Raw genomic sequence first — 22,754 nt, 5'->3', positions numbered from 1 at the left:
AATAATGAATGTGGAGTTCATCAACCCTTTTTTATCATCATTATTAAATGTATTGAGCACCATGGCTCAAACAGAATTAAAGCCGGGCAAACCTAGTTTAAAAAAAGATGAATTAGCCCGTGGCGATGTATCAGGTTTGATTGGTATGGTTGGCCCACAAACTAAAGGTTCACTTTCAATCACCTTTGATGAAAATCTGGCACTAACCATTATGGAAAGAATGCTAGGTGAACGCCCTGATACGGTGAACGAAGAAGTAACCGACATGGTAGGTGAAATTACTAACATGGTGACAGGTGGCGCTAAAAACTTACTCGGCGAAAAAGGCTATGAGTTTGATATGGCTACGCCAGTTGTCGTGTCTGGTAAAGGACATACAATCGCTCATAAATGTGAAGGTGCCAAGGTGTTAATTCCATTCACTTCTGCTGATGGTAACGCCAATATTGAAGTTAGCTTTGATAAACTATGAGCTGGCAGCAAAAAATCATTCAATTGAAGCCTCGTTCGCGAGGCTTTCACATCATTGATGACGAGCTACTTCGTCAACTTCCTGAAATAACGCAATACAAAGTAGGCTTATTACACCTGTTCATTCAGCATACGTCTGCAAGCTTAACAATTAACGAAAATGCCGATCCTACTGTGCGAATGGATATGGAAAGTCACTTCAATCACTTTGTACCAGAACGACAAAGTTATTATCGTCATGATTATGAAGGTGATGACGACATGCCAGCCCACATAAAAAGCAGTACATTAGGTGCTGAACTCACCATACCTATTAACCAAGGCCGCTTAATGCTAGGCACATGGCAAGGCATCTATTTAGGTGAACACCGTGACCATGGTGGCGCTAGACGCATTGTCGCCACGATCCAAGGTCAGATCTAAAACTAACTTTAAGCTGTAAGCAAAACTTGGCTTTAACTAAATTATTTAAGAAAGTGTTTTTGGGATTTTTTAGAGATTGGAGCGGCACACGAGGCTCGAACTCGTGACCTCAACCTTGGCAAGGTTGCGCTCTACCAACTGAGCTAGTGCCGCATCAAATAGTTTCTAGTTTCTAGTTACAAGATTCAAGTTACAAGTTTGAATAGCTTGGAGCTTTCAACTTTCCCCTTGAAACTTATATCAATTTCTTTTGGTGAGAAATTGGAGCGGCACACGAGGCTCGAACTCGTGACCTCAACCTTGGCAAGGTTGCGCTCTACCAACTGAGCTAGTGCCGCACAATAAGTTACTAGTTATAAGACTCAAGTTAAAAGTTGGAATAGCTTGGTGCTTTCAACTTTCCCCTCGAAACTTAAGCCAATTTCTTTTGGTGAGAAATTGGAGCGGCACACGAGGCTCGAACTCGTGACCTCAACCTTGGCAAGGTTGCGCTCTACCAACTGAGCTAGTGCCGCACAATAAGTTACTAGTTATAAGACTCAAGTTAAAAGTTGGAATAGCTTGGTGCTTTCAACTTTCCCCTCGAAACTTAAGCCAATTTCTTTTGGTGAGAAATTGGAGCGGCACACGAGGCTCGAACTCGTGACCTCAACCTTGGCAAGGTTGCGCTCTACCAACTGAGCTAGTGCCGCTTTTAAGTAGTCAGTAATTTGTCCGTTGTCGCACAACCTGAAGGCTGCGGTGAAACGTTCTGGCAACTGAGCTAGTGCCGCTTTTAAGTAGTCAGTAATTTGTCCGTTGTCGCACAACCTGAAGGTTGCGGTGAAACGTTCTGGCAACTGAGCTAGTGCCGCATTCAATTACTTAAAGACATACCAACCCCGCGGGGGTTAACGTCTTAAGCGGGGCAGGATTCTACAATAATCCGATGTGTTTGCAAATGTTTTTTACAAATTAAAGAATTTTTCTTGGTAAATCTTTAATTCCATGATCGAATCTTTGATATCGTCGAGGGCTAGATGTGAACCTTTTTTGTTCACTTGCGCTAGTACGTCAGGTTTCCAACGACGTGCAAGCTCTTTAACGGTACTCACATCAAGGTTACGGTAGTGAAAGTAGTCTTCCAATTCAGGCATGTACTTATTCATAAAGCGGCGGTCTTGGCCGATAGAATTACCACACATAGGCGAAGCACCCGCAGGTACCCATTGCTTTAAAAATGCCAATGTTTGATCAATAGCATCTTGTTCAGTGAATGTGCTGGCTTTACAGCGAGCTGTTAAACCTGATTGTCCGTGCTGAGTCGTACACCACTCGTCCATGCCATTAAGCAGTTCATCACTTTGATGAATAGCAATAACAGGGCCTTCAGCCAAGATGTTTAAATCACTGTCGGTGACAACAGTGGCAATTTCGAGTATTTTATCTGTTGCTGGTTCGAGGCCAGTCATTTCCAGGTCGAGCCAGATAAGATTTGATTTATGAAAAGACATAGTTACCTTAGCGGTGCTTTCCTTTAGATCCAACGCATTTAGATATATCATATTAGTATCATCAGTCGACCTAAAGCTTTTTTTTCAAAAAGCCCGACATTTAATCAAGTTATGGGCCAAAAGTGGCAAAACAAAAGAAATTAAGTAAAGGCCAATCACGTCGAATTAAGGCCAATCACCAAAAACGCCTCTCTAATGCAGATAAAAAGCAACAGAAAGGGGCTGCAGTGCAATGGCAAAATGATAATTTAGGCCCTGCCGAAAATGCAGTTGTAATAAGTAGATTTGGTCAACATGCCGACATCGAAATCGAGTCAGGTGAAGTATTACGTTGTAATATACGGCGAACAGTATCAAGCCTTGTCTGTGGTGACGAGGTTATTTTTCGCCGTGCAAAAGTCAGCGAAGGCGACTTAGCTGGCGTTATTGAAGCAACTCATGAGCGCCGCTCACAACTGACACGCCCCGACTTTTATGACGGTGTCAAAGTAGTCGCTGCAAATATCGACCAAATTTTAATGGTCTCAGCTGTGCTTCCTGAGTTTACGCCAAACATTATTGACCGTTATTTAGTTGCCTGTGAAGACATGGGTATTGAGCCTATTTTGGTACTTAACAAAATAGATTTAATAGACGATGAAGGCCTTGCTTTTATTGATGAAATTCTCGATATCTATCGCGACCTTGGTTACCAAGTACTGTTAGTCAGTAATAAAACAGGTCATGGCATAGATGAGCTAAAACAAAAGCTGGTAGATAAAAACAGTATTTTTGTTGGTCAAAGCGGTGTGGGTAAATCAACCTTAGTCAATACAGTGCTACCCGACGCTGAAATTTTAACTCAAGAAGTCTCTGAAAACAGCGGCCTTGGCCAGCATACAACCACCGTATCGCGATTACACCATTTACCAAGTGGCGGTAACCTTATCGACTCACCAGGAATTCGTGAGTTTGGCTTATGGCATTTAGATGTTGAGCGCGTTACTTGGTGCTTTAAAGAGTTCCGTGATTTTATTGGTGGCTGTCGTTTTCGTGATTGTAAGCACTTAAACGATCCTGGCTGTATAATTCGCCAAGCTGTTGATGATGGTGAAATTTCAGAACTTCGTTTTGACAGTTACCACCGAATTTTAGAAACTATGGCCGACGGCCGTGCTGGTGCACGCGCTCCTCGCGTATAACTATTTAGGAAATAACAAGTGAGTTTAGATAAATTCAAAATTGCTATGCAATATGCCATGCCAAAACATTTCATTTCGCGCATGGTTGGCAAGTTAGCAGCAGCAAAAGCGGGTGGCTTAACAACGGCCTTGATTAAATTGTTTATCAAACAATACAAAATTGATATGAGTGAGGCTAAATACCCAGATCCAGCTCATTACAAAACTTTTAATGAGTTTTTCACTCGCCCATTAAAAGAAGGTATTCGTCCACTTGCTGAGGAAAGCGACATTGTTGCTCACCCAGTTGATGGTGCAATAAGCCAATTAGGCGATGTAGTAGACGGTCAAATCATTCAAGCCAAAGGTCATGACTACAGCTTACAAGCGTTACTTGGCGGCAATGAAGAAGACACTGCGCCGTTTTTAGGCGGTAAGTTTGCGACTATTTACTTAGCACCTAAAGATTACCACCGTATTCACATGCCTGTTGATGGTACGCTGAGCAAAATGATCTACGTACCGGGTGATTTATTTTCGGTTAACCCGTTAACAGCACAAAATGTTCCTAACCTATTTGCTCGTAACGAGCGTGTCGTGGCTATATTCGAGACCGAAATTGGTCCGCTAGCTATGGTACTTGTTGGTGCGACAATTGTTGCTAGCATTGAGACTATCTGGGCAGGCACAGTAACGCCACCAGCGGGTAAAGATGTATTTAGTTGGAATTACCCAACTGAAGGTGACAATGCAATTACCCTTAAGAAGGGTGAAGAAATGGGCCGCTTTAAATTAGGCTCTACTGTTATATTAGCTTGGGGTGCAAATCAAGCTGAGTTCTTATCAGATCAACACCCTGAAACAGTGACGCGCATGGGCACACCATTTGCGAAAATTAACGACTAATATACCCAAGCAAACCACTTTAGCTAAAAAGTGGTTTGCTAACAACGTGTCCACACACTGTTATTACATTCTGAGCATTCGCTATCTTTTTGTATACTGAAGCGCTGCTGTTGTAGTGTTAGCCCATCGAATTGAATAAACTCACTGCCCGCTTTATGGCCAAGCAATATATTGATAGCCAATAAACTTTGCATGCTCCCCATAACCCCGAGTAACGGGCTCAATACCCCAGCATTATCACAATTAAGTGCAGTTTGCTCATCCGTTTGCGGGAATACACAACCATAGCAAGGGCTATTTTCATCACGAAAATCAAAGCTCATCACCTGCCCTTGTGTTGCGATAGCTGCAGCTGAAACAAGTGGAATAGACCTAGCTAAACAATAGCGATTAACCAAATAGCGGGTAGTAAAGTTATCACTGCAATCTAGGATGATGTCAGCACCCTTAAGAAGCTCGGAACAGTTAGTTTCATCAAGTTTTTGGCATAATGGATTAACCTTTATTTGATTATTTAAACTGCTTATCACCTTAGCAGCCGCCTGCGCTTTTGCCTGCCCCATGTGGTTTACTTTATACAGTATTTGTCGCTGTAGGTTTGAAAGCTCAACCTTATCATCGTCTATCAAAGTGAGCGTTCCGATACCTGCAGCCGCTAAATAAAACAATGCAGGTGAGCCAAGCCCACCAGCGCCGACGACCACAATATGTGTAGACTTTAACTTTTTCTGACCCGCAAGCCCCACCTCTTTTATTAGTAAATGGCGACTATAACGAATTTGCTCTTTGTCGCTTAACGCGCTCATATTAAGGCTGACCTTCGACCACGTGTTTTAACTTGGCAATGGCTGCTTGGTAGTCTTCGGCTTCAGTAATCGCACGTACTACGGCAACACTACCAACACCCGTGCTCGCCACTTGCTCTGCACGTGATAAATCAATCCCACCAATTGCGACTGTTGGGTAATCAGCCATTAAAGGTACAAATTTTTCGAGCTTTTCTAAGCCTTGAATTTGCCCTGTCATGTCTTTGGTGGTGGTTGGGTAAATAGCGCCAAACGCCATATAACTTGGTCTGTAATTATGTGCACGCAGCATCTCATAAAAACCATGGGTCGAAACACCTAAACGTAATCCAGCCTCTTTTATGGCAATTAAATTAGCGGTTTGTAAATCTTCTTGCCCTAAATGCACACCATAAGCACCATGCTTAATCGCCAATTGCCAGTAATCATTGATATACACCTGCGCACCGTATTTCTGCCCTAACATAACTGCACTTGCAATCGCATCTTCGAGTGCAGCATCGTCTGCATTTTTCATTCTTAATTGAACAGTTTTAATCCCTTCGGCTAAACACTTCTCCAACCAATCAACGGTATCTACAACGGCATATAAACCAAGCTGTTTCGAGTCACATTCTGCAAAGCCTGCTGCCATGGTAAAATTAACCGGGCAATCAAAGTCGAGCTCATCACCTAACCAACTCCCCGCTTCGATTACTTGTGGGTAATCCGCCAGCGTTGTTGGAAAGCGAGTATGTGCAACAGGACCAATACCTTCACCATAACGAACAGCCGCTTTTAAACCTTGGTTTATATAGGCTTTTGCTAAAATGAAGGCATCTTTAAGTGGGTACTGTTTTGCTAAGCAAGCAGCAACTACCGACGCCATACTACATCCAGTGCCATGACTATGCGGAGTTTGAATTTTTTCGTTGCCAAGCCAATATGCTTGTTCGCCTTGCACGCAGTAATCAATGCAATAGCCACTTGGGTAATCCCAATGACCACCTTTAATGATCACCGCTTTTGCACCATAGCTTGTTAACTTTTCAGCGGCTTCTTTCACTGCGCTTGGGCCAATCAAATAAACACCGGTTAATAACTGCGTTTCGTGCGTGTTCGGTGTTACTACATCGACTAATGGCAATAAACACTCTTTGATGGCACTAACAGTATCTTCTTCTGTTAATAAATCACCACTTGAAGCAATAGCAACCGGATCATAAACAACCAAAGGCGGCACTGCCCAAGTTGCTTTGTAATGTTTTAAATGTTCACTAATAAGCTGTATCTGCTGCACATTTGCAAGCATGCCAATCTTAATAACGCTGGCAGGCATATCACTGGCTAACGCGAGTAACTGTGATTCAATAACCTCTGTTGAAATCGGGTTTAGTGCTTCTACACCTAAACTGTTTTGTGCCGTTAAAGCAGTAATAACCGTACAGCCATGTACATTAAAACTTTGCATTGCCTTGATATCGGCCTGAATGCCTGCGCCGCCGCCCGAATCTGAGCCTGCTATGGTCCATACAACCTGATTCATGTTATTCCTCACATTTTATTCTTGATGCCAAAACGGCATACCGAGAGTTGGCGTTGACGGGCTTGCTACGTCTTTTTCAGGCATCGCTTTAGCCAAATAGCTACATCGCCCCGCCTCAACAGCATTCCTAAACGCTTTACTCATAGTTACAGGGCAACCAGCACCTGCAATTGCCGAATTTAATAATACGGCATCATATCCTAATTCAAGCGCTTGGCAGGCATGAGATGGTAAACCTAAACCCGCATCAACTATTAAAGTATGGTTAGGTAAACGTTCACGGATCATTTTTAAATTGTAAGGATTCAGCAAACCCTTACCTGTTCCAATCGGTGCGCCCCAAGGCATTAATACTTCACAACCTAAATCAGCTAGACGCTGACACAGCACTAAATCATCGGTGCAATAAGGTAAAACTTTAAAGCCATCAGCCAATAAAATTTTAGTTGCTTCGAGCAGTGCAATTGGATCAGGCTGTAAATTATATTCATCACCTATTAGTTCTAATTTGATCCAATCAGTAGCAAACACTTCGCGGCACATTTGCGCCAACGTCACCGCTTCTTTCACACTGTGGCAACCCGCAGTATTTGGCAGCACCTTTAAGCCAGTGTTTTTTATCAATTGCCAGAAATCATCACCCGCTGCAACGCTTTGCTGACGACGCAATGAAACGGTGACAATGTCAGCCTGTGAGGCCACTATCGAATCCTGCATAACACTTGGCGAAGGATAGAGTGCAGAGCCAATCAGTAAACGACTGCTAAATTGCTCACCATAAACCGAAAAACTATCCATCTTAACCTCCTTGAATCGGCGACAATAACTCAATGCTGTCGCCATCGTTGAGGATTTTAGCATCGCACTGACTGCGAGGTACAAAGTCACCATTAACAGCAACCGCAAATGGGGGTCTAGCGCCAAATTGATTCAAGGCCTGAGTGAGAGATGTATCGTCGCTCACTGTAACTGACTGACCATTAATTAAAATATTCATTTTTATCCTTAAGCAATTAAGCTAACAGCTTCATCAACCACCAGAGGCGCAAGTAAATAACCGTGCCGGTATAAGCCATTAATACTGATAACTCGATCTTGTATACTGACTTTAGGGCGGTTGTCTGCAAACGCAGGACGAAGCCCCGATTGCAAGCTCTCGATACGCCCTTCAGCAAAACCGCTATGCACCGTATAAGCAGCAGACAATAACTCTAGTGCAGAGCGCACTGTGACTTTGCCTGTGTCTTGCGATTCAATCTCCGTAGCACCAATCACAAATTGGTGGTTTGGTTTTGGTGCAATGTAAATTGGGTAGCGCGGATGCATCAGTCGTATAGGTCGAGTAAGATTCACCTCTGGTGCATATAAACGCGCCACCTCACCTCGTACTCCGCGAAGTAAAGGCTCATTCTGTTTAGAACCTAAGCCTCGGCAATCAAATACATAATTAAAGCTTTGACCATTCACTTGATGACCATTCAGCTCAACTTTGCAAGCAAATTTAAATTGAACTCCTTGCGATGTAAGCTTTTTGAAACTGGCGCTATAAAATGCCTGATTATCTAGCTGCCCTTCACAGGGTAAATACACCCCCTGATGGAAACGCCCCGCAAGCTCAGGCTCAAGTTCGGCTATTTGAATACTCGACAAAGATTTCGCTTGATTACTACCAAGGGGCTTTAAACGGCTCACAAAACTTTGTAAATCGCCCTTATCTTGCTGGTGAGCAACCACTAAGCTGCCTGCTTGTTGAAAATATACAGGTTCATCAAGTTCGCTTAAGATTTGCTGCCAACGTGAAATACTATTAAGCCCTTTTAATGCTAGATCCTGTTCGCACAGTACTGATTCAGCGAGTGGTGCCAACATCGCTGCGGCAACACTGCCAGCACTATTGCTAGCATGTTGATCATCCTGCTCAAACACACTTAGCTGATGCTCTTTGGCAAGTGCTAGTGCAGTCAAACGACCCGTTAAGCCAAAACCAAGTATCGCTATCTTTAAAGACATAAACTTTCTAGGCGCTAGGCTCTAGGTAAAAACCCAGAACCTATCGCTATGCCTAGCTCCATCAATTAAACTGCTTTGTGGTAAATCTCAGAGCCTGTTTTTTTGAACTCGTCTGACTTTGCTTTCATTTCGGCTTCAACATCGACCATTTTGATTTCGATAGCATCGCCCACGTTATTCGGATCAATGCCTCTAGCCTCAAGATCTTTTGCATAATCACGTACTTCTTGAGTAATCTTCATCGAGCAAAATTTAGGGCCACACATAGAGCAAAAATGTGCAATTTTTCCTGATTCTTGTGGCAGTGTTTCGTCGTGATACTCACGAGCGCGTTCAGGGTCTAAACCTAGATTAAATTGGTCGTGCCAACGGAACTCAAAGCGTGCTTTTGATAATGCGTTATCGCGTTCTTGCGCCCCAGGGTGGCCTTTTGCTAAATCAGCGGCATGGGCGGCAATTTTATAAGTAATAAGGCCTTCTTTAACGTCTTCTTTATTTGGTAAACCTAAATGCTCTTTAGGTGTTACATAACAAAGCATGGCACAGCCATACCAGGCAATTTGCGCGGCCCCAATACCCGATGTGAAATGATCGTACCCCGGTGCAATATCCGTTGTCAGTGGGCCGAGGGTGTAAAACGGTGCTTCTTCACAGTGTTTTAGCTGCTCTTCCATGTTCTCTTTGATCATATGCATCGGCACATGGCCTGGGCCTTCAATGAATACTTGTACGTCATGTTTCCAAGCAAGTTTTGTCAGCTCACCTAAAGTACGTAACTCACTGAACTGGGCTTCATCATTGGCATCTGCAATAGAACCTGGACGCAAGCCATCACCCAGTGAAAAACACACATCGTACTGTTTTAAAATTTCACAGATCTCTTCAAAGTGAGTGTATAAAAAGTTTTCTTTATGGTGTGCTAAACACCATTTGGCCATGATTGAACCGCCGCGTGACACAATACCGGTAACACGTTTTGCCGTCATAGGTACATAACGAAGTAATACTCCAGCGTGAATGGTAAAGTAATCAACACCTTGTTCAGCTTGTTCAATCAAGGTATCGCGGAAAATCTCCCACGTAAGGTCTTCGGCAACACCGTTTACTTTTTCAAGCGCTTGATAAATAGGTACAGTACCAATTGGTACTGGTGAATTACGTACCACCCATTCACGGGTTTCATGAATATAGCGGCCTGTTGATAAATCCATTACCGTATCGGCGCCCCAACGCGTTGACCACACCATCTTCTCAACTTCTTCTTCGATTGATGAGGTGACTGATGAGTTACCAATATTCGCGTTCACTTTAACTAAAAAGTTTCGGCCAATGATCATTGGCTCGGTTTCCGGGTGGTTGATATTATTCGGTAACACCGCACGGCCACGTGCAATTTCATCACGCACAAATTCAGGGGTAATGAAATCAGGAATGCTGGCCCCAAACGATTCGCCTTTATGCTGCGCTGCAAGTAACTCTTCACGAATTTTAGCGCGTCCCATGTTTTCGCGAATTGCCACATACTCCATTTCTGGAGTCACAATGCCTTGTCGCGCATAATGCATTTGCGTCACATTTTTACCCGCTTTAGCACGGCGGATTTTTGGCAAGTGCTCAAAGCGAATATGATCTAAGCCTTCATCCGCCATACGTTGCTGAGAAAATTGCGAAGTGACTGAGTCTAAGACTTCAGTGTCGCCGCGACTCTCAATCCACTTTTCTCGATATTTCTCAAGTCCCTTGCGCACATCAAGCTTAAAATCAGGGTCAGTGTAAGGGCCTGATGTATCGTAAACGCGAATTGGGGCATTAGGTTCAAACACTGGGTTCTCTTCAGTGCCACCGATAAAGGTATCGCTAAGGGTGATTTCGCGCATCCCTACTCGCACATTATCTTGTGTGCCTTCCACATACACTTTATGAGAATTAGGAAAGGGTTGCCCAGTTAAGTTATAAATATAATCAGATGCTGCCGCACGCACTTCGCGGCGAGATGGTTTAGTTGTTGTATTTGACATGACTTACCTCATTACTTTAAGGGTTGTCTTGTCAGATATTGCAAAAGCAATAGAGAGTGGCTAACGCCATTGGATCGTTGTTAATAAGCTAATGCTTACTAGTGCAGCCTGCGCCGCTTATGCCCCAGAAATTTGGCGCACAAGCGCCCATTGAGGCAGCTTGTTCCCTACGCAGGTGTTAGCCTGATCAGGTTCACGGATCCCGCTTTCGCGATCTCAGCCTTGTTAAAGGCACTCCGACAAGTATAAATTCGTTTCTTATAAAACGCCCTGAGTGTACGTCAGTTAAAAAATTGCTGCAAGCTCAGCAACTTTAGTTTTTTGCAATGAAGGTAAAGTGATGCTCGCCTTGCAAGGTTAGTTGCTCACCATTTAAATTAATGGCTGCACCTTCCTTCAACGTTGAAAGTAATTGCTGCTCAAGATCATCAATTTGCTCGCCACACGATTTACGTGTCATACCTAACTTATTGACTGTTAGCATATCTTCGTTTAGCGCACCCTCACCAAAAAATTTATTACAACCAGCGAAGCCATTAACCTGCATCGCTTCAATAAACCGTATAGAGGCAGTTTGGGATACAGGAATTGCTAAACCATTCACTTTTGATAATTGCCACTGTGTATATTTTAATTGCTCACTCGATACAGTACCGGTCGATGAGCAACCCATGCAAAATAGTACTAAAAGAAGAGGCAAGGCTACTAACTTCATATTTTTTTACGACTCAAATTTCAATGTAGTAATAATAACAACATTTAACGCAATTGATCGTTAAAAAAACATGTTTTATCTGTAAAAAATTGTTCTAAGTTAGCTTTTCGAAGAACAACGCAGACTATTTGAATAAGTTATCGACTTCTTCTGGTAAAAAAGGACGACCTTTTTCGTTAACTGATGTGCCAATGACCAAAGCTTGAAGCATTACTTTATCGTCATGTTTACGGTATACCGTTTGTCTAAACGCAAACTTTAAGCGGCTAATTCGCTCAGGCTCAACAGCAACATAAAATTCATCACCAGGCACAAGTGATGCCTTGTAATCCATTTCGCTGCGAAGCACCACAAGGTTTACTTTTTCTCTTGCTAGCTTTGCAAAGTCGACACCTTGGGCATGTAAAAACTCATGACGAGCATGCTCTAAGTAATTAAAATAAACACTGTTATTTACAATTCCTTGTAAATCACACTCATAATCACGCACTTTAAAGTCTACTCTAAAGGTCATAGTCGTATTCCTAATCAATTTACGTATAATTGCCTGCGTTTATACCATAAAAATTGATTTATACCATTTCGCTTAATTGAGCGTTCTATTTTTGGGCAAGCAAGCCTCGCAGGTAATGCTAGGTATAACCCGTCAAAAATGCTTAAGTATTATTGCGAATTGGTATTTATAGCCATTTGGCTAGCTAGGTTGCTAGAATAGCAGTCCCTAAAATGGAGTTAAGAACCCGCATGAAACGACGTTTATCATTATTATCTGCTGCCATCCTGCCTTTATTCGCAGCATCTTCGATTGCTTACGCTGAAGACGGTGAGCTGGAAACAATTGTAGTTACCGGTGATTTCCAAAAAGAGAGCATTCAAACTTTAAGTGCCAGTGCAAGCTTGTTTTCAGACCATGAAATCAATCAACGTGGTGCAAAGTTTTTAGATGAGATGCTAGCTAGCGCTGCCAACGTAAACTTTACCTCAGGCGCATCTCGTGGTCGTTTCGTGCAAATTCGTGGTGTTGGATTACGCTCGCAATTTGTTGATCCTATTAACCCGTCGGTTGGCTTAGTTATTGACGGCATTAACTACTCTGGTTTAGGTGGCAGTTCGCTATTATTTGATATCGACCAAGTTGAAATCTATCGCGGTCCACAAGGAACTCGCTTTGGTGCTGATGCTTTAGCTGGCATGATTCAAATGGAATCAGCTGCGCCAACCTTTGATCCAAGCGTTAAAGTGCAACTGGGTGCGGGCAACTACAATAGCTACGAAGCAGGTATTGCAGCAGGTACTGGTATTACTGATGATACTGCAGTACGTGCCAGTGTTTATCAACGCGAGTCTGATGGTTATGTAGAAAACCGTTATTTAGGTGAAGATACCCAACAACAAGACGAGCTCGTTTCTCGCTTTAAATTGCACAGCCAATTAACTAGCCACTTACGCACAGAACTTAACGTTCATTATATTGATATTAATAACGGTTATGATGCTTTCACGCTCGATAATAGCCGTAATAGCGTTGCTGATGAGCCTGGTGAGGATAATCAAGAAAGTATCGCCGTTGGCCTTGCAAACATTTACACCGGCTTCGATTGGTTTGATGTAAGCCTAAATGTTTCAGGGATCGACAGCGAGCTGCTATACAGCTTCGACGAAGATTGGGTATGTAACGATGAAGCTCAGCCTGAACTATGTGCTGCAGGCCTACATGAGTGGGGTTATAGCTCAACAGATACCTATTTACGCGACCGAAAAGATCAAGCAGCCGAGCTACAATTTAATGGCAAAGCGGGCGATTGGGTGGCAGGTATTTATTACCAAGGCCGCGAAGTCGATTTAGAGCGCCAATACACTTGGCTGGCACAACCTTTTGCATCAAATTATGAAACCAGCAATATTGCTGCATACGGGCAGTTAGCTACACCTATTGGCCCAAAAACAACCTTAATTACAGGTCTGCGCGTTGAACAGTACCAAGGCGACTACACCGACAATAACGGTTTTATTGAAGAAACTGATGATGTCATGGTCGGTGGTAAGCTTGCGCTTGAATATCAAGTCATTGATCGCACCATGATCTACACCAGCATCACCCGTGGCTATAAAGCTGGCGGTATTAACTCTGAAGCTTTAGCAAAAGCAAAAGACGAAGGCTTAAACCTCGATGCTGACTTTTTTGCTAATCACACATCATTTGCCCCTGAGTACTTATGGAGCGGTGAGTTTGGTGTTAAAGGCAGCTCTCTAGACGATAAATTTGTGTTACGTCTAGCCGCCTTTTATATGTATCGAGAAGATATGCAGCTAAAATCGTGGCAAGTTGAAGGTCAAAAGTTCACAGGCTATATCGATAACGCCAGCTCTGGCGAAAACTACGGTTTAGAAATTGAAGGTAGCTTCCAAGCAACTGACAATTTACTACTAACAGGTAGTGCAGGTTATCTACATACAGAAATCAATGACTTTGTGGCTCAATCAGGTCTTGATCAAGATGGTCGCGACCAAGCACAAGCACCTAAATACCAATATGCATTCACTGCGCGTTATAACTTTACGCCTGCACTTTATGCATCGATTGGTTTAGAGGGTAAAGACGATTATTACTTCTCTGATAGCCATAACTCAAAAGCACCAAGCACGAATTTAGTGAATGCTTCATTTGGTTATGAAGGTGATAATTGGAGCATTAATGCATGGGCACGTAACTTATTTGACGAAGACGTACCAACCCGTGGTTTTGAGTTTGGTAACGACCCATTAGATGGATACACCACTCACACTTACACGCAGCTTGGCGAACCAATGGTTGCCGGTGTGACATTTATTTACGAGCTATAAGCAATTCGGTGCTAAGTTTTTTACTTAGCACCCAAATTCCTAGAACCTAATAAATTAAGCCCTTTCAACATCAAAGGCGAGTACGTCTTTAATCTTTTGCTTATTCGTTGCCAGCATAATGAGTCGATCAATACCCAGCGCTACACCCGCACATTGTGGTAAGCCATGCTCTAGCGCAGCGATTAAGCGCTCATCCATTGGCACTTGCTTTAAACCATTCGCTTCACGGTATTGATTGTCTTCACAAAAGCGAGCTGCTTGCTCTTTGCCATCTGTTAGTTCATTAAAGCCGTTTGCCAGCTCCATATTCTTGAAATATAACTCAAAGCGCCCTGCGACTCGCTCATCATGTTGGCAAATTTGGGCAAGAGCCGCTTGCGAAGCTGGAAAATGATAAACAAAACAAGGCTTTTCTTGGCCAATCGTTGGCTCTACCTTCATACAAAATAATAGCTGCAACAAGGTATCTCGGTGCGTTTCATGCGCAGCAATATCGGCAAAGCCCTGCTCCGTTGCTAGTTGCTGCAAAGTGCTGATATTAGCGGTTAATGGGTCAACACCTAAGGCGTTCATAAAAGCTTGTTGATAAGTTAGTCGCTCTGCGCTTTCTACGCCAAGCACTAATTGCATAAGCTCATCCATTTCATCCATAAGGGCAAATTCATCAAAACCCGGACGATACCACTCAAGCATTGTAAATTCAGGATTATGATGACTACCCGCCTCTTCATTACGAAAGGCTTTGCATAGCTGGAAAATAGCCCCAGAGCCTGCAGCAAGTAAACGCTTCATGGCAAACTCAGGTGACGTTTGCAAATAAAGTGGTAAGCCACCAGCATGACCAGGACCAACAAACTCGGTACTAAATGTCGCTAAATGCACATCGGTTACACTGGCCGCACTTAAGCTTGGCGTTTCAACCTCCATAACATCACGTGCATAAAAGAACTCGCGAATACGGCGGATGATAGCGGCACGGTGGCGTAAAGTTTCAATATCGGCGCTTGGTTGCCAAAGGACATTAGACATAGTGTTTCCCAAAAAAAATCCCAGCAGAAGCTGGGATTTTATAATAATTCATACCAACTCGCTTAATTAAGTGGTCTATTTTGAGGCAATAAAACCTTGTTGATAGCAAGGCAAAAATTTCGTTATTTAGTTGTTCTAAATCAGAAATTTTTAACGTAGCTAGCGACAGGTTTAATCCCTCAAAATGATTAAGTATTATTGCGAATTGGTATTAACAAAGCCTGTTACTTAACACGGCTCACGTATTCACCGCTACGTGTATCAACTTTGATCACTTCGCCGATTTGTACGAATAGAGGAACACGAACAACAGCACCTGTGCTTAATGTTGCCGGTTTACCGCCAGTACCCGCTGTATCACCTTTTAGACCTGGATCTGTTTCAGTGATTTCTAATTCAACGAAGTTTGGTGGAGTCACAGCGATTGGGCTACCGTTCCAAAGCGTGATTGTACAAACGTCATTTTCAACTAACCATTTTGCATTGTCGCCAAGCGCTTTTTCGTCAGCAGCGATTTGCTCAAATGTTTCGTTGTTCATGAAGTGCCAGAACTCACCGTCAGTGTATAGATACGCTAAATCTGTATCCATTACGTCTGCACCTTCAACTGATTCACCTGACTTGAATGTTTTTTCTAGTACTTTACCTGTGATAAGTTTACGAATACGAACACGGTTAAACGCCTGGCCTTTACCTGGTTTTACCATTTCATTTTCTAAGATGCTGCAAGGTTCGCCGTCTAACATAATTTTTAGGCCGCCCTTGAACTCATTGGTGCTATAATTCGCCATCGTTTCCTCTGTCTAAATAATTTCGAGTAATCTACGTGTCAATGATACAAAGAAATGAAGTAAATTTGCATAAAAACTGGCAAAAAGAATTGGCAAATGTTGTCACTTGTCCTGAACGCTTGCTAGAAATGCTAGGATTATCAAGCAAAGTAGACGAAAAAGACCTCAAAGCACGCAGTCTTTTTCCTGTCCGTGTGCCACTGCCTTTTATCAAAAAAATGCGTTATGGCGACATAAACGACCCTCTTTTGCTGCAAGTGATGCCAAAACACCAAGAGTTTTTAGCAAAAACAGGTTACGATAAAGACCCTCTAAAAGAACAAGATAATAATCAACCGGGCTTATTACACAAGTATCGCTCTCGCGTTTTAGTGATGTTTAAAACCGGTTGTGCTGTAAATTGCCGCTATTGTTTTAGACGTCATTTTCCTTATCAAGAAAACCAATTAAACAAACGCAGTTTAATTGAGGCACTGGCATATATAAAAGCCGACGCCAACATCAACGAAGTCATTTTGAGTGGTGGTGATCCATTGATGGCCAAGGACGATGCTGTTAGTTGGTTTATGGATGAGCTCGAACAGCTACCGCAAATTAAACGCATGCGTATTCATAGCCGCTTGCCTGTGGTGATCCCAGCAAGAATTACCGATGAGCTATGTTCGCGCTTTGCTGCATCGCCTTTAAAAGTGGTGTTTATAAACCATATCAATCACGCCAACGAAATTGATGATGAATTTAAAGCGGCTATGCAAAAATTAAAAGTCGCGGGGGTTACGTTATTAAATCAAGCGGTATTACTGAAAGATGTGAATGATTCTGTTGATTCACAAGTTGCACTAAGTGAAGCACTTTTTGAGGCAGATATACTTCCTTACTACTTACATCTACTAGATAAAGTTGAGGGTGCCAGCCATTTTGATATAGCTGAGAGTCAGGCACGAGAAATCGTGACGGCTATGCTGGCAGCATTGCCGGGATTCTTGGTTCCTAAGCTGGTGCGCGAGATCGGTGGCGAAAAAAGTAAAACGCCTATCGATCTAAGGGCGTGTTGACCTTTATTGATTGAAATTTGTTCACTCTAGGGGCGATTTAATCGCGGCGCGAGATTTGTAACCTAGTGGGCTAAGTAAAAATCGAGTAACAAAGAGTTAATCGCCCCTAGGAAGAACCCGAAGGGCAGCGCGTGTTTGGCATTAATGCTGCGTTATCGCCTATTTATGTGGAACAACCACACTACATAGGCTCTGCCTTGCCTAAATACCAAACACACTGCTGCAAAATCAATCATAAAGGGTCAACACGCCCTATCTAATTTAACAACTAAACGTATACGTTTACGTTGTTACCTAGTGTCGCAGTTACCGACTTAGCAGGTGTTTGCGCTGCAGCACTCGATGTTGCTGCGCCTTCGATAAGTGCAAGTGCCGCAGCACCATCAGCCTTTTGCTGTTTTTTAGCAAGCGATGCGCTGTAAACTTCTGCACTTTCGCCACCGCCACTCATCGCTGGTAGGCTTGATCCTGATATATTCATAGTTCATTACCTGACTTTTTATGACAATCCACGTACTATATCGGCATTGCAGTCTAAAGCTTTAGGAAAAAAATGGATTCAATTATTGAACAACTCAATGCTAACCTAAAAATCGTTTATCGTCAGGCACTTGATGCTGATAAAAAATTAGATGACTTACAGCAGCAAGGCCATGGTAAATTCAAAGCCTTATTTGCAAAAGATGCTGGCTTTGATTTTGAAGCAAAACGCTTTAAACCTTACGTTCTCGATGTTGCTGCTGATGTAGAAAGCTTAAGCAACGACGGTATGGACGAAGAAAAACTGAAAAAAACCGTTATTAAACTGCAACAGTTACTACAACTGTTAGCGACGTTTAAGTAACGTAGAAGCCTCTATTTTTATAGAGGCTTACGCGCGAAATAAATTTCACGCCTACACCAAAGACATTTAATCTCACAAAGAGAGATAAGAGACGCTTCGCTGAACATAAACACTATTTGAATCTCTCTTCTTTTCCTCTGTGCTCTCTGTGTCCTCTGTGGTTGGAAAAAGATCTTTAATTCACAAAGAGGCGCTGCGCTTTAGAGGGAAACAAAAAAGTATTATCATCACTTCCTCATTCACTTATCTTTGTGCAAATATTTTCGTGCGAAATAAATTTCGCGCCAACATGTGGGAGCAGCTTTAGCCGTTAATTGTTTTTCGGCGTTAAAACGCCTCCCACGATATAGGTCTTTTACAAGACCCACAAACAACACAGTTCAACTTTAAACTGACAGCTGACAGCTATCATTCACCCAGATTTAACGACGGCAATAACTCATCTTCAAACCAATCAGTGATTAAACGCTTATCGTAATAGTAGGCTTCATCGCGCCCCATTTTCATGCGATCCATAAATCCCATATCTTTAAGCTTGATATCATTTGCTTCGCTTATCACTTTACCGTTTTTATCGGTAATCGAATAATTTAGGTCGATACGTGGGAAGTAAATTGGCTTGATGATACGTAACTCATTCATGGTACCAAAACGCACATCACCGGCTAGGTCAAGCTCTGTCACTTCAACGTTAAAGGTGTAGCCTTCAGGTAACTTTTCGGCAAGCTTGTTGAAGTGTTTTTCAAAATTTTTCGCCACATTTTTATGAAATGAACCTTTTGGTGAATTGTTGCCAGGTTCTACATCACGGTAATCGTTAAAGTCATGCCATTTAACTTTTGCCTCTCCTGCATGAGCAAAAGCAGGTAGTGCAATGACCATTGCTAAGGCAATTTTTTTTACTGTATTCATCTGTTTCTCCACTTAACAGGTATAGCTAATGATTAAATTTTAGCTGCTGACAATTAACTATAGCTTAATATCTAAACACTTAGGTGTAACCAATATGGTGCAAAATGTAATCAAAAACAAGCGATTCATATTTTTGCTTTATTGTTATGAATCACAATTTATTTATGTAATTTAACGCAAAATGTGCTGAAATAAGGCTAATTCAACCAGGTATAGTTCATGGATATTTTATGACCATTTTAGTCACCGGCGGAGCCGGATACATCGGTTCTCACACCGTTTTAGAATTATTACAACAAGGCACTGACGTTGTTGTTCTTGATAATTTAAGTAATTCATCGAATGAGTCATTGGCTCGCGTAAAACAAATCACTGGCAAAGACGTCACGTTTTATCAAGGTGATATTTTAGATAGAGCCTGCCTAGACAAAATATTCCGTGAACACGCAATTGATAGTGTTATTCACTTTGCTGGTTTAAAAGCGGTTGGTGAATCGGTTGTAAAGCCTATTGAGTATTACCAAAACAACGTACAAGGTACACTGACTTTGGTTGATGCCATGCGTGACGCTGGCGTATTTAAGTTAGTATTTAGCTCATCAGCAACTGTATACGGTGACCCTGCAAGCTTGCCAATTCGTGAAGACTTCCCGGTTGGCGGTACGACCAACCCATATGGCACATCAAAGCTTATGGTTGAGATGATGCTACAAGATATCGCAAAATCAGATGAACGCTTTGCCTTTGTTATCTTACGTTACTTTAACCCTGTCGGCGCGCATGAATCCGGCCTGATTGGTGAAGACCCGAATGGTATACCTAACAACTTATTACCTTATATTTCGCAAGTCGCAGTGGGTAAGCTAGCAAAGCTAGGTGTATTTGGGGATGACTACGATACTGTAGATGGTACAGGTGTTCGTGATTATATCCATGTCGTCGATTTAGCATTAGGTCACTTAAAAGCACTTAACCGTATTGCAACTGATACAGGTGCACACGTATTTAACCTTGGCACAGGTAATGGTTACTCAGTACTGCAAATGGTTACCGCTTTTGAAAAAGCCAGCGGTCAAGCTGTCCCATATCAAATTTCACCGCGTAGAGCAGGTGACATTGCAGCTTGCTATGCAGCACCAGAAAAAGCGTTAAAAGAGCTTGGCTGGCAAGCTGAACGAGGCATCGATGAAATGATGCAAGATACGTGGCGCTGGCAAAGTAATAACCCTAACGGTTACAAATAGTCAAAGTCTAAAATTAAAAAGCTGATGTTCACACATCGGCTTTTTAATTTGATGAGGCTTTCTTAAGCTGCGCAATCCCCCAGAAAAGTACCCCAGCCCCAGTGCAGGATAAGAAAAAGAACAACCCTAAGCCGACTGGCGATCCCCAAAACAAAATACTGTATAAAACTTCCATCTTTATATCCTTTATTATTATTTGAATAACAAGTTATATAAGTTTTAGGAACAGCCCGTCAAGTAGCAATATCAGCGCATCGCTTGAATACTCTCTAGCGCTGCAGCAAGCTGTGATTTTAGTTTTTTATGACGTATATAAACAGCGAACACTATAATGCCATTGATACCAAGCTGGATAAGCCATAGGCTGTATGTTTTAAACATAACCATGTTAAACAAGGCAACAATTAGCAGAGCGGACCAAAGAGCAACACAGCCAATAAAGCTCACATACCAGTAATGAACTTGGTGTTTCAGCTGGCTTTCTTTAAAGTTGAGCATCGCGTTTACGTCTAGCGTTTCAGCCCGCCAAAGCTTTCGTCTTAAACGGTAAGACCAAACGCCAAAACCTAGTGGAATAGGCACTAATAGTGCAAACATGAAGGTTTCATAAGTATGTTTTGCCTCAAACAACATGGCGTAAATACAAAACACGGTTACCACAACACCTAATAAAGAGTCTATTAAACCTTTTAGCTTTAATTTAGTTCGCGACTTTTGTGTTTGTGCAATTAATGCAGCGCTATCCACTTTCGGCGTTGCCTGCACGAATGCCTGCTGCCACTTAGCTAATTGATCATCTGCTTCGAATTTATCCACTTCATTCACTCCATTAGGCTTGCAAGTTGTTGCCTTGCTCTACTTGCACGTTTCGCAACAGCATCTTCAGACAGACCCAGTGTTTCGGCTATCTCACTTTGATTAAACCCTTCAAGCTGTAGAGCAAGCACCTGCCTATATTTCAGCGTTAATTTACGCAGGGCAGCCATTAAATCTAAACTGTCGTCTTGTGATTTGTGTGCACTTAAAGCTTGGGTGTAATCAACACTCTCAGAGCTTGCAACCTCTTTACGGTTTTGCTCTTTAATCACATGATCAACTGCTTTATTGTGAGCTATTCGGGCGATATAGGTTTTTATGCTAGCATCGCCTCGAAAGGCAATATCTGTTGATGATTCATTACTTTCAAATGCGCGCCAAAGCGCCAATGACATCTCTTGAATTAGCTCATCTTGTAACGCTTGATTGATCTCGTAGGTTGCAGCAACACGCGCCAACAGCGGCGCGTATTCATTCAGCAATGTGTTTATTTGAACATCAGCTTTCACTGTACTTCCATGTTTTTATTATTATTTGAACAAACGATTATAGGCACAAAAGAAAGTACACGCTAATACAGGCCCCATCAGTAGCATAGGTAAAAGGCTATACGGTGCAGCAAAGGTAACAAGCATATTAATCAAACAAAGCACGCTTAGCGGTTTAATCACTCTTAGTACTGTTGCAAGGCTTTCTTTTACAGCTGCACTAAGTGAAGAATTACTTAAAAGTAACAGAGGTACCACAAATATAAGCAGCATATTCATAGGAACAATTGATACAAACATAACTCCTACGCGCCAACGCTCAACATCAACAAACTGACCAGATAATAATGCCGATAACTGCTCACTTCCAATCAAAGTACTCCCTACAGCAAGTTGCACCAGCGCGAGTAAAATACCCACTACTGACCAAACCGCAACTCGTCCCCACTTCGCCCATGTTGTATTGTGTCGAAATGAAAAGCCTTGATTACTATTTAGGTTAAACAATAAAGGCCACACGGTTGCCATTAACATAGGCGCTAACCATTTCGATAATGTTAAACCTATAGGTGCTGGCAATAGTTGCACTAGCCCAGGCAAAATAGCGAACAGTGTCATTAGTAAGAAAAGTTTAAACGGCGCCTTTTTAAATAGCCCCCAACCTTCTTTTAACCAAAGAGCAGCATCACTAAATGGTGCATTCGTTGAATCAAGTTTTAGCGTATTCACAGTTGATGTTGTAGTCGTCATGAGCTTGTCCTTTTCGTAAAAATAGATACATAAGACACTGCCTATCGCTACCACCGAATAGAACAACTTCGTGTCATTTGCAGCTATAGACGAGACAAACTCAAAAAACCTGACAAAATATTTTTAAAAAATTAAAAATAATTTTATTTGGTTGAATTTTAAGGATAAAAAGAAATTGAGCGCAGCTATAAAAACAGCTTAAAGCTTTAATTTTGGATTTTTACAGTAAGAAAATGGTGGCCCCTCCCAGACTTAAACTGGGGACCTAACGATTATGAGTTTCGCTCACTTAGACTTTACAAAGGCTCGTTTTTCGACTTGAAACCTATAGTTTCTTATCCTTCGTAGTATGATGGAAAGTTAGGCCAGGTCGGGCTATGTATATTCTTTTTTTCAGTGTTCAACTATAGAAACTTAATTTTCCTCCTGTACCGGCCAAAGATCGGCCAGCCAT

The 22,754-nt window shown here is 42.3% G+C and carries 24 protein-coding genes, 4 tRNA genes and 1 riboswitch; of the genes, 8 read left to right on the top strand and 20 right to left on the bottom strand.

What is annotated here, in order from left to right; all coding sequences use genetic code 11:
* Positions 1–4: 4 nt before the first annotated feature.
* The gene (locus QUE86_RS09670) at positions 5–472 is read left to right on the top strand and encodes a chemotaxis protein CheX (RefSeq protein WP_054554140.1); all 468 of its coding nucleotides are present in this window, start codon (positions 5–7) and stop codon (positions 470–472) included.
* Positions 469–894, top strand: a complete 426-nt coding sequence (locus QUE86_RS09665) for a secondary thiamine-phosphate synthase enzyme YjbQ (protein WP_286256871.1) — start codon at positions 469–471, stop codon at positions 892–894. Before QUE86_RS09670 ends, QUE86_RS09665 begins: the two co-directional genes overlap by 4 nt.
* Before the next feature lie 77 nt (positions 895–971).
* Here QUE86_RS09665 and QUE86_RS09660 read toward each other — a convergent pair.
* From QUE86_RS09660 to orn, 5 genes are all read right to left on the bottom strand, one after another.
* Positions 972–1,047, bottom strand: a tRNA-Gly gene (locus QUE86_RS09660).
* Positions 1,048–1,156: 109 nt separating this feature from the next.
* Positions 1,157–1,232 (bottom strand) — tRNA-Gly (locus QUE86_RS09655).
* Positions 1,233–1,333: 101 nt separating this feature from the next.
* Positions 1,334–1,409 (bottom strand) — tRNA-Gly (locus QUE86_RS09650).
* A 101-nt stretch (positions 1,410–1,510) separates the two neighbouring features.
* Positions 1,511–1,586, bottom strand: a tRNA-Gly gene (locus QUE86_RS09645).
* 255 nt (positions 1,587–1,841) lie between these two features.
* Positions 1,842–2,387, bottom strand: coding sequence for an oligoribonuclease (gene orn, locus QUE86_RS09640; protein ID WP_178926543.1), 546 nt, complete (start codon positions 2,385–2,387; stop codon positions 1,842–1,844).
* Between the two features lie 122 nt (positions 2,388–2,509).
* On the opposite strand from orn, the gene rsgA reads away from it, so the two are divergent.
* Both rsgA and asd read left to right on the top strand, forming a co-directional pair.
* Positions 2,510–3,568, top strand: a complete 1,059-nt coding sequence (gene rsgA / locus QUE86_RS09635; protein WP_130049850.1) for a small ribosomal subunit biogenesis GTPase RsgA — start codon at positions 2,510–2,512, stop codon at positions 3,566–3,568.
* An 18-nt stretch (positions 3,569–3,586) separates the two neighbouring features.
* Positions 3,587–4,453 carry an archaetidylserine decarboxylase gene (gene asd, locus QUE86_RS09630; protein ID WP_205987916.1) on the top strand — a complete coding sequence of 289 codons (867 nt, stop codon included), beginning with the start codon at positions 3,587–3,589 and terminating at the stop codon, positions 4,451–4,453.
* 38 nt (positions 4,454–4,491) lie between these two features.
* Here the strand turns inward: asd and QUE86_RS09625 are convergent, their stop codons facing one another.
* The 8 genes from QUE86_RS09625 to QUE86_RS09590 form a co-directional block, all read right to left on the bottom strand.
* On the bottom strand, positions 4,492–5,259 hold the full coding sequence (locus QUE86_RS09625) for a HesA/MoeB/ThiF family protein (RefSeq protein WP_130049851.1): 768 nt from the start codon (positions 5,257–5,259) through the stop codon (positions 4,492–4,494).
* 1 nt (position 5,260) lies between these two features.
* Positions 5,261–6,784 (bottom strand): thiamine phosphate synthase, encoded by a 1,524-nt coding sequence (thiE, locus tag QUE86_RS09620; RefSeq protein WP_286256861.1) that lies wholly within the window; start codon positions 6,782–6,784, stop codon positions 5,261–5,263.
* Positions 6,785–6,799: 15 nt separating this feature from the next.
* A complete protein-coding gene (locus tag QUE86_RS09615; protein WP_130049853.1) occupies positions 6,800–7,582 on the bottom strand; it encodes a thiazole synthase in 783 nt (260 codons plus the stop codon).
* Position 7,583: 1 nt separating this feature from the next.
* On the bottom strand, positions 7,584–7,781 hold the full coding sequence (thiS, locus tag QUE86_RS09610) for a sulfur carrier protein ThiS (protein WP_239976590.1): 198 nt from the start codon (positions 7,779–7,781) through the stop codon (positions 7,584–7,586).
* 8 nt (positions 7,782–7,789) lie between these two features.
* Positions 7,790–8,794 (bottom strand): FAD-dependent oxidoreductase, encoded by a 1,005-nt coding sequence (locus QUE86_RS09605; protein WP_286256857.1) that lies wholly within the window; start codon positions 8,792–8,794, stop codon positions 7,790–7,792.
* Between the two features lie 65 nt (positions 8,795–8,859).
* Entirely contained in the window at positions 8,860–10,812 is a 1,953-nt protein-coding gene (thiC, locus tag QUE86_RS09600; protein WP_130049856.1) for a phosphomethylpyrimidine synthase ThiC, read from the bottom strand.
* Between the two features lie 147 nt (positions 10,813–10,959).
* Positions 10,960–11,061, bottom strand: a riboswitch (TPP riboswitch).
* Positions 11,062–11,125: 64 nt separating this feature from the next.
* The gene (locus tag QUE86_RS09595; protein WP_130049857.1) at positions 11,126–11,527 is read right to left on the bottom strand and encodes an META domain-containing protein; all 402 of its coding nucleotides are present in this window, start codon (positions 11,525–11,527) and stop codon (positions 11,126–11,128) included.
* A gap of 124 nt (positions 11,528–11,651) precedes the next feature.
* On the bottom strand, positions 11,652–12,041 hold the full coding sequence (locus QUE86_RS09590; protein WP_130049858.1) for an acyl-CoA thioesterase: 390 nt from the start codon (positions 12,039–12,041) through the stop codon (positions 11,652–11,654).
* Positions 12,042–12,271: 230 nt separating this feature from the next.
* On the opposite strand from QUE86_RS09590, the gene QUE86_RS09585 reads away from it, so the two are divergent.
* Positions 12,272–14,371, top strand: a complete 2,100-nt coding sequence (locus QUE86_RS09585; RefSeq protein ID WP_178926538.1) for a TonB-dependent receptor — start codon at positions 12,272–12,274, stop codon at positions 14,369–14,371.
* 54 nt (positions 14,372–14,425) lie between these two features.
* On the opposite strand, the gene epmA is transcribed toward QUE86_RS09585, so the two are convergent.
* Positions 14,426–15,400 carry an elongation factor P--(R)-beta-lysine ligase gene (epmA, locus tag QUE86_RS09580; protein WP_256854960.1) on the bottom strand — a complete coding sequence of 325 codons (975 nt, stop codon included), beginning with the start codon at positions 15,398–15,400 and terminating at the stop codon, positions 14,426–14,428.
* 224 nt (positions 15,401–15,624) lie between these two features.
* On the bottom strand, positions 15,625–16,191 hold the full coding sequence (gene efp, locus QUE86_RS09575; RefSeq protein WP_054554126.1) for an elongation factor P: 567 nt from the start codon (positions 16,189–16,191) through the stop codon (positions 15,625–15,627).
* A 41-nt stretch (positions 16,192–16,232) separates the two neighbouring features.
* On the opposite strand from efp, the gene epmB reads away from it, so the two are divergent.
* Positions 16,233–17,246: an EF-P beta-lysylation protein EpmB gene (gene epmB, locus QUE86_RS09570; protein ID WP_286256848.1), complete on the top strand. Its 1,014-nt coding sequence runs from the start codon at positions 16,233–16,235 to the stop codon at positions 17,244–17,246.
* A gap of 268 nt (positions 17,247–17,514) precedes the next feature.
* Here the strand turns inward: epmB and QUE86_RS09565 are convergent, their stop codons facing one another.
* Positions 17,515–17,727, bottom strand: coding sequence for a hypothetical protein (locus QUE86_RS09565; RefSeq protein WP_130049862.1), 213 nt, complete (start codon positions 17,725–17,727; stop codon positions 17,515–17,517).
* Positions 17,728–17,799: 72 nt separating this feature from the next.
* Between QUE86_RS09565 and QUE86_RS09560 the strand changes: the two genes are divergently transcribed.
* Positions 17,800–18,090 carry a hypothetical protein gene (locus tag QUE86_RS09560; RefSeq protein WP_054554123.1) on the top strand — a complete coding sequence of 97 codons (291 nt, stop codon included), beginning with the start codon at positions 17,800–17,802 and terminating at the stop codon, positions 18,088–18,090.
* Positions 18,091–18,498: 408 nt separating this feature from the next.
* Here QUE86_RS09560 and QUE86_RS09555 read toward each other — a convergent pair whose 3' ends face one another.
* Positions 18,499–19,002, bottom strand: a complete 504-nt coding sequence (locus tag QUE86_RS09555; RefSeq protein WP_130049863.1) for a DUF3016 domain-containing protein — start codon at positions 19,000–19,002, stop codon at positions 18,499–18,501.
* A gap of 230 nt (positions 19,003–19,232) precedes the next feature.
* Between QUE86_RS09555 and galE the strand changes: the two genes are divergently transcribed.
* Positions 19,233–20,246 (top strand): UDP-glucose 4-epimerase GalE, encoded by a 1,014-nt coding sequence (galE, locus tag QUE86_RS09550; RefSeq protein WP_130049864.1) that lies wholly within the window; start codon positions 19,233–19,235, stop codon positions 20,244–20,246.
* A 246-nt stretch (positions 20,247–20,492) separates the two neighbouring features.
* Here galE and QUE86_RS09545 read toward each other — a convergent pair whose 3' ends face one another.
* The 3 genes from QUE86_RS09545 to QUE86_RS09535 are packed head-to-tail and all read right to left on the bottom strand — an operon-like array spanning position 20,493 to position 22,300.
* Positions 20,493–21,062 carry a hypothetical protein gene (locus tag QUE86_RS09545; RefSeq protein ID WP_167659008.1) on the bottom strand — a complete coding sequence of 190 codons (570 nt, stop codon included), beginning with the start codon at positions 21,060–21,062 and terminating at the stop codon, positions 20,493–20,495.
* Positions 21,063–21,067: 5 nt separating this feature from the next.
* A complete protein-coding gene (locus tag QUE86_RS09540; protein ID WP_286256842.1) occupies positions 21,068–21,571 on the bottom strand; it encodes an RNA polymerase sigma factor in 504 nt (167 codons plus the stop codon).
* Between the two features lie 21 nt (positions 21,572–21,592).
* Positions 21,593–22,300, bottom strand: coding sequence for a hypothetical protein (locus QUE86_RS09535; protein ID WP_286256841.1), 708 nt, complete (start codon positions 22,298–22,300; stop codon positions 21,593–21,595).
* Between the last annotated feature and the right edge of the window lie 454 nt (positions 22,301–22,754).

This window comes from Pseudoalteromonas apostichopi (assembly GCF_030297135.1).
Classification (GTDB): domain Bacteria; phylum Pseudomonadota; class Gammaproteobacteria; order Enterobacterales; family Alteromonadaceae; genus Pseudoalteromonas; species Pseudoalteromonas apostichopi.
Note: the sequence above shows the minus strand (reverse complement) of the source record. Positions and strands in the feature narration are given on the sequence as shown.